Origin of the sequence: Pukyongiella litopenaei, assembly GCF_003008555.2 — a bacterium.
Taxonomy (GTDB): domain Bacteria; phylum Pseudomonadota; class Alphaproteobacteria; order Rhodobacterales; family Rhodobacteraceae; genus Pukyongiella; species Pukyongiella litopenaei.
This window is the reverse complement of the sequence record NZ_CP027665.1, coordinates 888,525-901,064: the sequence shown is the minus strand read 5'-3', so window position 1 is coordinate 901,064 and position 12,540 is coordinate 888,525. Positions and strand designations below refer to the sequence as shown.

The 12,540-nt window shown below is 69.2% G+C and carries 15 protein-coding genes; 13 read left to right on the top strand and 2 right to left on the bottom strand.

What is annotated here, in order from left to right; translation table 11 throughout:
* Positions 1–20: 20 nt before the first annotated feature.
* Positions 21–431, bottom strand: coding sequence for a DUF983 domain-containing protein (locus C6Y53_RS04470; protein ID WP_106471338.1), 411 nt, complete (start codon positions 429–431; stop codon positions 21–23).
* Positions 432–650: 219 nt separating this feature from the next.
* Here C6Y53_RS04470 and C6Y53_RS04465 point away from each other — a divergent pair, with 219 nt between their 5' ends.
* From C6Y53_RS04465 to C6Y53_RS04450, 4 genes are read left to right on the top strand one after another with little or no spacing between them, the layout of a single operon-like run.
* A complete protein-coding gene (locus C6Y53_RS04465; protein WP_106471337.1) occupies positions 651–1,166 on the top strand; it encodes an EF-hand domain-containing protein in 516 nt (171 codons plus the stop codon).
* A gap of 37 nt (positions 1,167–1,203) precedes the next feature.
* The gene (locus C6Y53_RS04460; protein WP_106471336.1) at positions 1,204–1,791 is read left to right on the top strand and encodes an RNA polymerase sigma factor; all 588 of its coding nucleotides are present in this window, start codon (positions 1,204–1,206) and stop codon (positions 1,789–1,791) included.
* Positions 1,784–2,116 (top strand): hypothetical protein, encoded by a 333-nt coding sequence (locus C6Y53_RS04455; protein ID WP_106471335.1) that lies wholly within the window; start codon positions 1,784–1,786, stop codon positions 2,114–2,116. Before C6Y53_RS04460 ends, C6Y53_RS04455 begins: the two co-directional genes overlap by 8 nt.
* Positions 2,113–2,601, top strand: a complete 489-nt coding sequence (locus C6Y53_RS04450; protein WP_106471334.1) for a periplasmic heavy metal sensor — start codon at positions 2,113–2,115, stop codon at positions 2,599–2,601. Before C6Y53_RS04455 ends, C6Y53_RS04450 begins: the two co-directional genes overlap by 4 nt.
* A gap of 36 nt (positions 2,602–2,637) precedes the next feature.
* Here C6Y53_RS04450 and C6Y53_RS04445 read toward each other — a convergent pair whose 3' ends face one another.
* Entirely contained in the window at positions 2,638–4,035 is a 1,398-nt protein-coding gene (locus tag C6Y53_RS04445) for a diguanylate cyclase (protein WP_106471333.1), read from the bottom strand.
* A 92-nt stretch (positions 4,036–4,127) separates the two neighbouring features.
* Here C6Y53_RS04445 and C6Y53_RS04440 point away from each other — a divergent pair, with 92 nt between their 5' ends.
* From C6Y53_RS04440 to C6Y53_RS04400, 9 genes are all read left to right on the top strand, one after another.
* The gene (locus C6Y53_RS04440) at positions 4,128–4,412 is read left to right on the top strand and encodes a DUF3572 domain-containing protein (RefSeq protein ID WP_106471332.1); all 285 of its coding nucleotides are present in this window, start codon (positions 4,128–4,130) and stop codon (positions 4,410–4,412) included.
* 15 nt (positions 4,413–4,427) lie between these two features.
* Positions 4,428–5,117 carry an HAD family hydrolase gene (locus C6Y53_RS04435; RefSeq protein WP_106471331.1) on the top strand — a complete coding sequence of 230 codons (690 nt, stop codon included), beginning with the start codon at positions 4,428–4,430 and terminating at the stop codon, positions 5,115–5,117.
* 169 nt (positions 5,118–5,286) lie between these two features.
* Positions 5,287–6,846: a trimethylamine methyltransferase family protein gene (locus C6Y53_RS04430; protein ID WP_106471330.1), complete on the top strand. Its 1,560-nt coding sequence runs from the start codon at positions 5,287–5,289 to the stop codon at positions 6,844–6,846.
* A 94-nt stretch (positions 6,847–6,940) separates the two neighbouring features.
* On the top strand, positions 6,941–7,528 hold the full coding sequence (locus C6Y53_RS04425) for a heme NO-binding domain-containing protein (RefSeq protein WP_106471329.1): 588 nt from the start codon (positions 6,941–6,943) through the stop codon (positions 7,526–7,528).
* A gap of 4 nt (positions 7,529–7,532) precedes the next feature.
* A complete protein-coding gene (locus C6Y53_RS04420; RefSeq protein WP_106471328.1) occupies positions 7,533–8,552 on the top strand; it encodes a GGDEF domain-containing protein in 1,020 nt (339 codons plus the stop codon).
* 196 nt (positions 8,553–8,748) lie between these two features.
* Positions 8,749–9,090, top strand: coding sequence for a hypothetical protein (locus C6Y53_RS04415; RefSeq protein ID WP_149615456.1), 342 nt, complete (start codon positions 8,749–8,751; stop codon positions 9,088–9,090).
* Entirely contained in the window at positions 9,090–9,437 is a 348-nt protein-coding gene (locus C6Y53_RS04410) for a hypothetical protein (protein ID WP_106471326.1), read from the top strand. Before C6Y53_RS04415 ends, C6Y53_RS04410 begins: the two co-directional genes overlap by 1 nt.
* A 5-nt stretch (positions 9,438–9,442) precedes the next feature.
* Entirely contained in the window at positions 9,443–11,239 is a 1,797-nt protein-coding gene (locus C6Y53_RS04405; protein WP_106471325.1) for a trypsin-like peptidase domain-containing protein, read from the top strand.
* Positions 11,240–11,245: 6 nt separating this feature from the next.
* Entirely contained in the window at positions 11,246–12,538 is a 1,293-nt protein-coding gene (locus tag C6Y53_RS04400) for a hypothetical protein (RefSeq protein ID WP_149615455.1), read from the top strand.
* The last annotated feature ends 2 nt before the right edge of the window (positions 12,539–12,540 follow it).

The following is a 12,540-nucleotide window of genomic DNA, read 5'->3' as shown; positions in this document are numbered from 1 at the left end:
CTCGCATCGGTTGCGAAGGGTCACGCGGATTTCCCGAACCCGTGCATCTGCCGCGCCCACTGGAACCCGACGACAGCGCCCTTCAGCCTCGGCAGAAGGTAGAGCGAGAGACCGACGCAGCCAACCGCAAATATGGTGAACAGCGTCAGCGGGTCGGGGCGCCAGGTGACGAAGGTGAGGTGCAGCAGCGGCGCCATCAGGTGGCCGACCACCAGGATCGTCAGATAGGCCGGCCCGTCATCGGCGCGGTGGTGATACAGTTCCTCGCGGCAGACATTGCAGGTGTCGTTGACCTTCAGATAGCTCTTGAGCAGCGGACCGCTGCCGCAGCAGGGGCATTTCCGCCTCCAGCCGCGCCCTATCGCGGGCCACACCGTCCGCTCGTCATCAGCGTGATCGTTGGCGTGATCGTTGGTCTGTAGATCTGACATTCCGGGGCCTCTCCTTGAGCTGCCAAGATGGGCGCAAACACGGTTCGGGAAAAGAGGCCGCGTTCCCGTGCGGCGCCATGTCGCAAATATCTGTCCCGCGAAGTCATGTTTCGCAAAAAGAAGGCGTCCTGTCGAAAAAATTTCGACGGAATTGGCCATGGGCGGCGTTTGAACAGTATGATCGGCGGCACGGTGTCGCCGGCGTAGAGGAGTTCAGGCATGAAAACCCATCTGTTTCTCAGCGGCATCGTCGTTGCCGCCACTGCATTGACCGCGGCGCAGGCGATGGCCGAACGGGGGCAGCAGGGCCACCATCGGTTCAACGACGTGAGCTTTGCCCAGTTCGACGCCGACGGGGATGGCGAAATCACCCGCGCCGAGATGACCGCCTTCGGCGAGGCCCGCGCGACCGAACGGTTCGGGGAAACCGACACCAATGGCGATGGCGCGCTGAGCCAGGCGGAGTTGCAGGCGGCGATGGCAAAGAAGATCGAGGACCGCGCCGCGCAGATGATCAAGCGGATGGACAAGAATGGCGACGGCCAGCTGACCCGTGATGAGATGAAACCGCCACGGCGTGCCGGGCGGATGTTCGACCGGATCGACGCCGATGGCAGCGGCGGCATCTCGCAGGAGGAATATGACGAGGCCCGGTCGCACATGAAGAACCGCAAGCACCGGCACGGTGACAAGGCCAGAGACAAGGCCGGTAACAAGGCCGGAGACAAGAGCTGAGTGGGGGCCGCATGGCCAGATCTGACCGCGCGGCGCGATGCCGTCCGAGTTGAACGCGCCCGCGGATATCGACGCCGCGCTGCTGCAGAGATTTGCGCGCGGCGACGCCCGGTCGGCACAGGTGCTGACCGGGCGGCTGACGCCGCGCGCCTTCGCGGTGGCGTTGCGGATGCTTGGCGACCGCGCCGAGGCCGAGGACGTGGCGCAGGACGCCATGTTGCGGCTGTGGCGCATGGCGCCCGACTGGAAACCGGGGCAGGCGCAGGTGTCCACATGGTTGCTGACGGTGGTGATCAATCTCTGTCGCGACCGTCTGCGGCGGCGCGGGCGGGTGCATGTGGGCATCGACGCGGTGCCCGATCCCGCCGATCCGGCGCCGTCCGCGCCCGAGCGGCTGCAGGACAGCGAACGTGCCGCGGCGTTGCAGAACGCGCTGATGCGCCTGCCCGAGCGCCAGCGCCAGGCGGTGGTGCTGCGTCATATCGAAGGGTTGCCGAACCCGCGGATCGCCGAAATCCTCGGGATTTCGGTCGAAGCGGTGGAAAGCCTTACCTCGCGGGGGCGGCGTGCGCTGTCCGCGATGCTGGCGGGGCGGCGTGCCGAACTGGGGTTTGCCGATGACTGACAGACAGGATGATCTCGACCTCGATCTCGACCGGTTCTGGGAGGCGGCGCGCAGCGAAGCGCGCGACCTGCCCGACGGGCTGGCCGACCGCGTGCTGAAGGACGCGCTCGCGGTTCAGGACGCGCGCCGGGGCGGGCATCGCGCCGGTTGGGGCAGCTGGTCGGCGGTCGCGGGGCTCGCCGCCGCCTGCGCGGCCGGGTTCTGGATCGGATTTGCCCCGCCGCAGAACCTGCCGGACCCGGCCAGCCTGCTGTCATCGGGCGATGACATCAACCTGCTGGCGCCCGGCGAAATGACCTTTGCGATGCTGGAAGACGAACAATGAGCGATTACGACGACATGGAACGCCGCCGCTGGCCCTGGCTGAAAATCGCGCTGGGGGTGTCGCTGGCGCTGAACCTGGTGGTGGCCGGGGTGGTGATCGGCGCGGTGGCCCGTCCCGGCGGCCACGATCCGCACCGTGGCGAACCGGTCGGGGCGGCGCTGTTTCGCGACCTTCCGCGCGAGGACCGCCGCGCGATGTGGCGGGCGATGAACGGAACCAAGCGGCCCGACGGGCAGGCGGAACGGCGCGAGATCGCGGCGCTGCTGCGGGCCACCCCGTTCGATGCCGCCGCGCTGGGCGACTATCTCGACCGGCGCCAGATCAGCCATGCCGAGCGGCAGCGCGTCGTGCGGGAAAAATGGCTGGAGCGGGTCGTGGCCATGAGCGATGACGAACGCGCCGCCTTTGCCGCGCGGCTGGAAAAGCCGCGCAAGACCCGCAAGGGCGACCGCGACCGGCAACATCACGACCGGCGCCCGGATTGAGCCCCGGAAACGTCCCCGCGAACATCCCCGCGCGGATCAGGCGGCGGCGCGAAACAGCGTGACCTGGTTGCGTCCCGCCCCCTTGGCGGCATAGAGCGCCCGGTCGGCCTGTCCGATCAGGGCGTTGACGGCGGCGATCTCACCGGTTCCGGGGGTCGCGATGGCGATGCCGATGCTGGTGGTGACGCGGATCGGGACGCTGCCGGGACCGGCGTCGAAGGGGCAGCCGTCGATCTGGCGGCAGATCCTGTCGGCGGCCAGAACCGCGTCGGCGCGTTCGACATCCGGCATCACGATCAGGAATTCCTCGCCGCCGACACGCGCGATCATGTCGGCGGGGCGCATCTGCGCGCGCATCCGCCGGGCCACCTCGATCAGGACGGCGTCGCCGGTGGGGTGGCCATACCGGTCGTTGATCTGCTTGAAGTGATCGAGATCGGCGACCATCACCGCGAAACCGCGGCCGCTCCGGGCCGCCTGCCGGGCGATGCCGGCCAGCTTGGGCAGGGCATAGCGGCGGTTGTGCAGCCCGGTCATCGGGTCGAGGAACGCCGCCTGTAGCCCGTCGCGCAGGCTGTTGCGCAGCCGGTCCGACCGCGCCTTGCGGGCCAGTTGCGCGCCCAGCCGCACCGCCAGTTCCTCGGCGCAGAACCCGCCCAGCAACAGGTCGTCGGCGCCCCGGTCCAGCGCGTCGGCGGCCTGCTGGGAATCGTGCAGCCGGGCGACCACGACAATGGCCGCGTGGCGGGTGCCCGCGCGGGATTTCAGGTCGGCCAGCAGCCGCAGCCCGTCACCGGGCCGCGCGGTGTCGAGATCGACCACGATGGCATCGGGCGCGGGATCGTTCATCAGGCCGTGAATGTCGTCGATGGCGTGCCAGCGCAGGTGATGCGGCAGCCGGTCCTTCAGCCGGTTGCGCCACAGCGCGCCGGTCGCGGCATCCCGCGTCACCAGCGCCACGCTGGCGGTTGTCTCGGGTTTGGCGCCGGCAAAGCCCGCCTGGCTTTCGGCAAAGCCGAAGGCGCCCGACGCGTCGCTCCGCAGTTCAAGCTCTTCGGTGCTGCTGCGCATGCGAAGCTGGCGGCGGATCCGCGCCTGGAGGATCATGTCATCCACCGGCGAGGACAGCACGTCCTCGATGCCCGCGCGCAGGGCGTCCAGCCGCGCCTTGCGGTCGTTCTGCGGGGCGATCGCGATCACCGGGGTCCGCGCCAGCGCATCGTCTGCCAGCAGCACCCGCTTGACGGCCTGCGCATCCCCGTCGGGCAGCGCCATCGCGGTGATCACCAGGTCGGGCCGGACCCGGCGCATGAGCATGTCCAGCCCGGCCAGCCCCTCGGCCTGCACGACATGGAAATAGGCCGATGACAGCTGCACCTTCAGCATGATCCGGTTGGTCGCCACGCCGTCGATGATCAGGATCGTTCCTTGCATGGCCCACCTTTCGACTCTTGCCTTTGCCGTGTTCGGATTTCATATGGTTGTGGTTAACAAACCCTTTCCTCCTCCCGCCGCCCGGACTCGTTATGCAAGAATCCGCCGAAAGCGCCGAGACACTCGCCCTGCAGGCCCTTGGCTGGCTCGCCGCCGACCAGGATCTGCTGCCGGTGTTCCTGGGGGCCACCGGTGCCGGGGTGGACGATCTGAAGACCCGCGCCGGGGATCCCGAATTCCTGGCATCCGTACTCGATTTCCTGCTGATGGATGACCGCTGGATCGCCGGGTTCTGCGATGCGGTATCGGCGCCCTATGACCGGCCGATGCGGGCGCGGGCCGCGCTGCCGGGCGGCGCGCAGGTAAACTGGACCTGAACCGGGGTGGACGCGATGCGATATGAGGCGATCCTGTTCGACAAGGACGGCACGCTGTTCGATTTCGAGGCGACCTGGGGGCTGTGGGCGCAGGCGTTCCTGCTGCGGCTGACCGATGGCGATGCCGCGCGGGCCGAGCGGCTGGGACGGGCGATCGGGTATGACATGGGCGAAAACCGGTTCGAACCGGACAGCGTGGTGATCGCCAACACCCCGTTCGAGATCGTCACCGTGCTGGAACCGCACGCCCCCGGCCTGTCGCGTGCGGCGCTGCTCGACCTGCTCAACGGCGAAGCCGAGCGGGCCGCGCAGGTCGAGGCGGTGCCGCTGGCCGCGTTCCTGGGCGGGCTGCGCGACCGCGGGTTGCGGCTCGGGGTGGCCACCAACGATGCCGAGGCGCCGGCAAAGGCGCATCTCGGCGCGGCGGGGATCCGCGACATGTTCGACTTCGTTGCCGGGTATGACAGCGGCCACGGGTCCAAGCCCGGGCCGGGTCAGCTGCTGGCCTTTGCCGATCACGTCGGCGCAGATCCCGCGCGGGTGGTGATGGTGGGCGACAGCACCCACGATCTGGTTGCGGGCCGGGCCGCGGGCATGGCCACGGTCGGGGTGCTGACCGGGGTGGCCAGCCAGGCCGACCTGGCGCCGCTCGCCGATGTGGTGTTGCCCGATATCGGCCACCTGCCGGGCTGGCTGGCGGCCTGACTGCTGGCCTGACTTCTGGCCTGATTGCCCCGGCCCGGAGGGGCCGCCATCGCTGCGCCACCGTCCTTTGAGCCCGAAAAACATGAAAAGCGACACCGGCTGTCGCATTCAGGGCGGCGTTTTGGCGCGGATTGGGTCCTGATCCGCATACGGACGCGGAGACACGGACATGGCACGCAGGTCAGGACCGGGGCGGCGCGGCGGGGGCCGCGCGGGAAATGTCGAACGGCGCGCAATAGCGGGTATCGCGCAGATGCCGTGGCGGTTGCCGCAGAACTGCGACCGGCCGACCGAACCGCTGGACGGGGACGGGATAGAGGCGATCCATGACGGGGCGATGCGCATTCTCGAAGAGATCGGCATCGCGATCCTCAACGCCGAGGCGCTGGAGATCTACCGCGAGGCGGGGTGCCTGATCGACGGCAACGTGGTGCGCATGGGCCGCGATTTCGTGATGGAGATGGTCGGCAAGGCGCCCGATCGTTTCACGCTGACCCCGCGCAACCCGGACCGGGCGATCGAGATCGGCGGGCGCACGATCCTGTTCGGCAACGTGTCGTCCCCGCCCAACTACTGGGACATGGAAATCGGCCGCAAGGTGTCGGGCACGCGCGAACAATGCCGCAACCTGCTGAAGCTGACCCAGTATTTCAACTGCATCCATTTCGCCGGCGGCTACCCGGTCGAACCGGTGGATATCCATGCCGGCATCCGGCATCTGGACGTGCTGCATGATAAGCTGACGCTGTGCGACAAGGTGGTGCATGCCTATTCGCTGGGCGCCGAGCGCGTCGAGGACGTGATGGAGATGGTGCGCATCGCCGGTGGCCTCAGCCACGAAGACTTCGAGGCGATGCCGCGGATGTATACCAACATCAACTCGACCTCGCCGCTGAAACATGACGAACCGATGCTGGACGGCTGGATGCGCATGGCCCGGCGCGGGCAGGCCTGCGTTGTCACGCCGTTCACCCTGGCCGGTGCGATGGCCCCGGTGACGATGGCCGGCGCCGTGGCGCAGTCGCTGGCCGAAGGGCTGAGCGCGATCGCGCTGGCGCAGTACATCAGGCCCGGCTGCCCCTGCGTGATCGGCACCTTCACCTCGAATGTCGACATGAAATCGGGCGCGCCTGCCTTTGGAACGCCGGAATACATGCGCGCGACCCAGATGACCGGGCAGATGGCGCGGTTCTACGGCCTGCCGCTGCGGGCCTCGGGGGTCTGCGCGGCCAACGTGCCGGACGGACAGGCGATGTGGGAAACCTCCAATTCGCTGTGGTCGGCGGTGCAGTCGGGCACGCATATGGTCTATCACGCGGCGGGCTGGCTCGAAGGCGGGTTGATCGCCAGCCCCGAGAAATTCGTGATGGATTGCGAGGTCCTGCAGCAGATCCAGCGCTATCTCGAACCCGAGGTGTTTGCCACCCGCCCCGAGAACATCGCGCTGGATGCGATCGCCGAGGTGGGCCAGTCCGGCCATTTCTTCGGCATCCAGCACACGCAGGACCGGTATGAAACAGCCTTTTACCAGCCGTTCCTGAGCGACTGGAAAAACTACGAAGCCTGGGAACTGGCGGGCGGCGTCTGGACCGCCGAGCGCGCGCACCGCACCTTCAAGGAGATCCTGGCAGAGTTCGAAGCGCCGCCGATGGATGCGGCGATTGCCGAGGAACTGGCCGCCTTTGTCGCCCGCCGGAAACGAGAGGGCGGCGCTCCCACCGATTTCTGACCGGCCCGAAAAGCGCTTCGATTTTTAGCTGTTGGTGGAATTTTAAGGCCGCCGCACCAGTTTCATTCCCGGTAGTGTTGTTGGAGTGTCGGGGATGCATGGGTTGATCAACAGCGCGGTGCAGTCGTTTTTCTGTTCCGCCTATGGCGGCGACCGCTGGCGCCGGGTGACCGCTGCGGCGGGGCTGGATTTCAGCGAATTCGAGGCGATGCTGGTCTATGACGACGACCTGTCGATGCGGGTGCTGGCCGCGGCCTGCGCGGAATCGGGGCGACCGCAGCCCGAACTGCTCGAGGATCTGGGGACCTACCTGGTCTGCGATCCGGCGCTCGAACCGCTGCGCCGCCTGCTGCGCTTCGGCGGCGCCAGCTATCCCGAGTTTCTGCATTCGCTCGACGATCTGCCCGACCGGGCGCGGCTGGCGGTATCCGACCTGCATCTGCCCGACATGGAACTGCGCGACCATGCCGAGGGGTCGTTCACGCTGACCTGCCGTCCGGGCCTGCCCGGTTTCGGCAGCGTGATGATGGGCGTGCTGCGGGCGATGGCGGACGATTACGGCGCGCTGGCGACGCTGGATCACGGCGGCGTGCGCGACGGGTGCGAGGTGATTTCGATTTCGCTGATCGAAACCGCCTATGCCGAGGGGCGCGAGTTCGATCTCGGCGCGCGGACGGGGTGACGCGATGAACGATCTCGACGCCCTCTTTGACCGGCTGTGCCCGATGCATGTGAACCTGGGGCCGACCGGCCATCTGCGCCGGGTCGGGCCGGCAATGGCCAAGCTGCGCCCGGACCACCGGCTGCGGGGGCGGCGGTTTCTCGAACTGTTCGAATTGCAGCGCCCGCGCACGGCGGCGACGATGTGCGACCTGGCCGCGCTGGCGGGGCAGCCGCTGCACCTGAGGTTCCGCGACGAACCCTCGACCGCGCTCAAGGGCGTGCTGATGCCGCTGCCCGGCGCGGGGGGCGCCATCGTCAACCTGTCCTTCGGCATTTCCGTGCTTGAGGCGGTGCGGGACTACGATCTGACCAGCACCGATTTCGCGGCCACCGACCTGGCGATCGAACTGCTCTACCTGGTCGAGGCGAACACCGCGGCGATGGACGCGTCGCGCAAGCTGAACCAGCGGCTGGACGTGGCGCGGGTGGCCGCGCAGGAACAGGCCTATACCGACACGCTGACGGGTCTGAAGAACCGGCGCGCGCTGGATCATGTCCTGGCGCGGGTCGCCGGGCATGGCCGCGATTTTGCCCTGCTGCACCTGGACCTGGATTTCTTCAAGACCGTCAACGACACGCTGGGTCACGCGGCCGGGGATCATGTCCTGCAGCAGGCGGCCCGGATCATGGTCGCGGAAACCCGTGCCGAGGATACGGTGGCGCGGGTCGGCGGCGACGAATTCGTGCTGCTGTTCAATCGCGGGCTCGATCGCGCGACGTTGCGCGTGATCGCGCAACGGCTGATCGGGCGGCTGGAACAGCCGATTCAGTTCGGCGACCGTACCTGCCGGATCTCGGCCAGCATCGGCGCGCTGCGCAGCGTCGATGCAACCGCGCGCGATCCGGCGCGGATGATGCAAGAGGCCGACCTCGCGCTTTATGCGGCCAAGAACGCGGGCCGGGGCTGTTGCCGCATCTTCCCCGAAGGCGCCGGCGGCGCGGGGGCGCCCGGGTCGCCAACGGTGGTGCGGCGATCGGCCTGACGGGTGCCACCCGCGCCGCCGGGTCGCCGTCTGGCCGGGAGGTCGCACCGGGCCTGTCCGGCGGCGGCGGCGGGGCACTGGCCCTGTGCGCTTGCGGATTTGCCCGGCCGCGGCGTAAGATCAGACGCAGGGCCGGCCCCGGCGCGGAGCGGCCGGTCTGATCGGGGTCAGGTTTTCAGGTGCAATGCGATTTGCGGTGACACTCCTTGCGCTCTTGCTGATTGGCATTGTCGGGGCGTCCGCCTTTCTGTTGCTGCAATCCTGCGGTCTGCGGCTGCCGTTCACCGACCGGGTTCTGTCGGTCTGCGAAACCGCCGAAGACCTGAAGACGCGCGACGACCTGGCCGCCGCGCTGGACGACAGCCGCGCGCTCGAGGACCGGATCGCCTGGCTGGAGCGGCGGCTGGCGACGGTGCCCTGCAAGGCCACGCCGCCCGATCCGCCGCCCCCCCGCCAGACCCGAAACCCGAACCGAAACCCGAAAGCACGCCTTCGGGCCTTGCGCCCGATGCGTTCGACCGCGACGATATCTCGGTGATGGAAGGGTGCTGGCAATTGTCCACGGTCTATGACGTGCGCGACATCCGCACCGGCGCGATCACCAAGTTCCGCCATTGGCAGATCTGTTTCGACCGCGATGGCAAGGGGCGCGAGGTGATGCGCGCCACCAACGGCACGCGATGCGAGGGGACGCTGACGGGACAGCTGAGCAGCGGCAAGCTGACCATGCACGAACCCGGCAACCTGCGCTGCGACAACAATTCCTATATCTACCGGCGTGACATCACCTGTTCGCTGGATGCGGCCGGCCGCGCCCAATGCAACACCTACCAGCCCGAAACCCGTGGCCGCGGACGCGCCACACTGCGCCGGGCAAGGAGATAACCGCCATGGCCGATCATTTCCTGTCCAAGATCACCGTCGCGCCCGCGGACCTGGTGACCGCGGGCGACCGCCCGGTGCTGGAACGGCATGCCGAGCTGCGCGCGCTGCTGGCCGAACGGGCCGGGCCCGAGGTCGCGGCGATGTTTGCCGAACCGCTGGTCAGCCGCGGCAACGACGCCGCGCCGCCGACGGTGTCCTGGTACACCGAGGCCGAGGGCGAGGCGCGGCCGCTGTCGGCCTTGCCGCCGGGCGAACGCGATCGCGCCGAACGCTATCTGGCGGATCATCTGCGCCCCCTGCGGGTGCTGGCCGAGGATCCGGCCACATCCGATCTCGCGCTGGGGGTGCTGTCGGTGCCGGGGGGCGACGACATCCTGGTGGTGGGCGGCAAGCCGGTGATCGTGAACTGGGGGCTGTTGCCGGGGGGCGACGGCGCCAATGCGGGCAGCCGGCCGGCCCATTATGCGGACACGCTGGGGCGGTTCCTGCCCCTGACCCCGCCGGTGCCGGGAACGACGCACACGGCGCCGCATCCGCCGACCGCCGCTGCCGCGCTGGGCGCAGGCGCCGCCGCAGGGACCGTAGCAGGGACCGCAACGGCGGAAACGGGCGGCGAGACCGGCGCAGAGGGGCGGCCGGACCGGCTGCGTGTCATCACCCCGCTGGCCTGGGTGCCGCTGCTGGTGCTGCTGATACTGGCCGGGGCGATCCTGGCCTGGCTGCTGCTGCCGGGGACGCGGCTGTTTCATACTGGCGACACCCGGCCCGTGATTACCGACCAGGCGGCGCTCGACGCGGCGCGGGCCAACAATGCCGACATGCGGGCGCGGGCGCTGCTGCTGCAAGAGGCGATCGACGGCGCGGTCTGCCGTGCCGACGGGGTGCTGGTGGTTCCCGGCGGGCTGACGCCCGAGGGGCTGACCCCGCCGCCCCTGGGCACCGAACCCGAACGCCGCGCCGGTGCCGCGCCCGATGCGCTGCTGCCCAATGACGCGCAACGGGTGGTGGTGCCGAACCGGGGCGACGGCGAAACCGGCGAAACCACGCTGCTGCAGCTGATCGAGGCGCGGACCGTGCTGGTGATCGCGCGCGGCACGGCCAGCAAGACGACCACCGGGTCGGGCTTCGTGATCGGGCCGGGGCTGGTGGTGACCAATCAGCATGTGATCGCCTCCGCGCAGGGCGAAGGCGGGCAGATCGTCGTGACCGGCGCCGCGCTGGCCGAACCGCAGCAGGCGGACCTGCTCAAGGTGATGGGACCGCTGCAGGACACCGGCGGCGATTTCGCGCTGTTGCGGATCGGCGATACCAGCCTGCCGCCCTTCATCGTGCATCGCCCGACCGGATCGCTGAAGCTGACCAACGTGATCGCGGCGGGCTATCCCGGCGATGTGCTGGAGCTCGACGCGGCGTTCAAGGCGCTGAAATCCGGCGACATGACGGCGGTGCCGGGGCTGACGGTGACCGACGGGACCGTGAATACCGAGCAGCAGATCGGCCCCGCCACCCATATGCTGATGCATTCCGCGCCGCTGTCCGAGGGCAATTCCGGCGGGCCGCTGGTGGATATGTGCGGCCGGCTGGTGGGCGTCAATTCCTTTGTCAAGCAGGGCAGCATGCAGAACCGGGGCTATGCGCTCACCACGGGTGACCTGCTGGCCTTTCTGAACGGCACGCCCGCCGCGCCCGAAATCGTGTCCGAGGCCTGCGCGCCGCTGATCGTGCGCCCGCAGGTGGCGACAGTGCCCGCGTCCGACCCCGGGACCGACCCCGAAACCGACCCCGAACCGGCGGAGAACTGAGCGCAGATGTTCGAAGCTCTCCTCGTCACCACCTCGTCCGAAGGGTTGCAGCCGCTGGGATCGGCGGCGCAGCGGTCGTTCGAGCTGTTGACCGGGACGTTGCGGGCCCGGCTGGGCGAGGATTGCGCGCGGCTGCTGGCCGAACCGGTGGCGGCGGAACATGGCGAACAGATCGACTGGCATGCGCCGATGCCGGGCCGGGCGGTGGCCTTTCCCGACCTCGATGCCGGGGACCAGGCGCGGCTGAAGGCCGCGCTCGCGCCACGGATCGCGGCGATCCGTGCCGAGGCCGAGACGCTGGCCGCCAGCGACGCCCCCGAGGATCAGCGACTGGCCGAGGCGCTGGGCAATGCGATCGAGATACCCGGCGAAGAGATGATCTATGCCGTGCGCGGCGACGATGGCGCGGTCCACCCGGTGCTGGTGCACTGGGCCTGGGTCCGGCAGGAACGGCAGGCGGTGCGCGGCGTGCTGACCGCGATGATACCGCGCCCGGCGGCGGCGGGCGCCGGCGCGACGCTGGCCGCGGCGGCCCCGGTCGCGGCGCCGGGCCTTGCTGCCTGGGCCGGGTGGTGGTGGCTGATCCTGCTGGGCTGGCTGCTGCTGGCGGCGTTGCTGGCGGCGATCCTGTGGCTGCTGGTCGCGCCCTGCGGGCTGGATCGCAGCGGGCCGTATTTCTGCCCGGCCGACCCGCCCGAGATACATGCCGCGCTGAGCGAAAGCCGGGTCCTGGCTGACCGGGTGGCCGGGCTGGAGCATGAACTGGCGCTGCGCAACCGCATCTGCAAGCCGGTGATCCCGCTGCGCGGGGCCGAGGCCGCGCCGCCCGTGGCCCCGTCTGCCCCCACCGCCCCGGCACCCGCACCCGTGCCCGCGCCTGCCGACAAGGCCGAGGCACCGGCGGGGCTGGACGACCGCCTGCGCGAACGCGGCGCGGCGCGTGGCGCGTTGAACTTCACCCTGGTCTGGCACACGCGCGACGATATCGACCTGCGGGTCGAATGCCCGACCGGGCAGGAGGTGTCCTATCTCAAGCGCGATGTCTGCGGCGGCCGCTACGATCTCGACGCCAACCTGCGCGCCGATACCGCGATCGAGGATCCTGTCGAGAACGTGGTGTTCGACGCGGCCCGGCCCGGGCTCTACAAGGTGCGGGCGCATCTGCGCGGCGAACGGACCGACGGGGACAAGGCGGTGACCTTGCATGTGCTCTATGGGGATGGACGGGCCGAGCAGTATTCGGGCACGGTGAACGCCAGGCAGCGCAGCTGGGTGACCAATATCAGCATTTCGGGATAGGC

What these genes read in the sequence shown, in the direction of transcription:
- C6Y53_RS04470 (WP_106471338.1), bottom strand. Translation starts at nt 431, where the DNA reads ATGTCAGATCTACAGACCAACGATCACGCCAACGATCACGCTGATGAC.
- C6Y53_RS04465 (WP_106471337.1), top strand. Translation starts at nt 651, where the DNA reads ATGAAAACCCATCTGTTTCTCAGCGGCATCGTCGTTGCCGCCACTGCA.
- C6Y53_RS04460 (WP_106471336.1), top strand. Translation starts at nt 1,204, where the DNA reads ATGCCGTCCGAGTTGAACGCGCCCGCGGATATCGACGCCGCGCTGCTG.
- C6Y53_RS04455 (WP_106471335.1), top strand. Translation starts at nt 1,784, where the DNA reads ATGACTGACAGACAGGATGATCTCGACCTCGATCTCGACCGGTTCTGG.
- C6Y53_RS04450 (WP_106471334.1), top strand. Translation starts at nt 2,113, where the DNA reads ATGAGCGATTACGACGACATGGAACGCCGCCGCTGGCCCTGGCTGAAA.
- C6Y53_RS04445 (WP_106471333.1), bottom strand. Translation starts at nt 4,035, where the DNA reads ATGCAAGGAACGATCCTGATCATCGACGGCGTGGCGACCAACCGGATC.
- C6Y53_RS04440 (WP_106471332.1), top strand. Translation starts at nt 4,128, where the DNA reads ATGCAAGAATCCGCCGAAAGCGCCGAGACACTCGCCCTGCAGGCCCTT.
- C6Y53_RS04435 (WP_106471331.1), top strand. Translation starts at nt 4,428, where the DNA reads ATGCGATATGAGGCGATCCTGTTCGACAAGGACGGCACGCTGTTCGAT.
- C6Y53_RS04430 (WP_106471330.1), top strand. Translation starts at nt 5,287, where the DNA reads ATGGCACGCAGGTCAGGACCGGGGCGGCGCGGCGGGGGCCGCGCGGGA.
- C6Y53_RS04425 (WP_106471329.1), top strand. Translation starts at nt 6,941, where the DNA reads ATGCATGGGTTGATCAACAGCGCGGTGCAGTCGTTTTTCTGTTCCGCC.
- C6Y53_RS04420 (WP_106471328.1), top strand. Translation starts at nt 7,533, where the DNA reads ATGAACGATCTCGACGCCCTCTTTGACCGGCTGTGCCCGATGCATGTG.
- C6Y53_RS04410 (WP_106471326.1), top strand. Translation starts at nt 9,090, where the DNA reads ATGGAAGGGTGCTGGCAATTGTCCACGGTCTATGACGTGCGCGACATC.
- C6Y53_RS04405 (WP_106471325.1), top strand. Translation starts at nt 9,443, where the DNA reads ATGGCCGATCATTTCCTGTCCAAGATCACCGTCGCGCCCGCGGACCTG.
- C6Y53_RS04400 (WP_149615455.1), top strand. Translation starts at nt 11,246, where the DNA reads ATGTTCGAAGCTCTCCTCGTCACCACCTCGTCCGAAGGGTTGCAGCCG.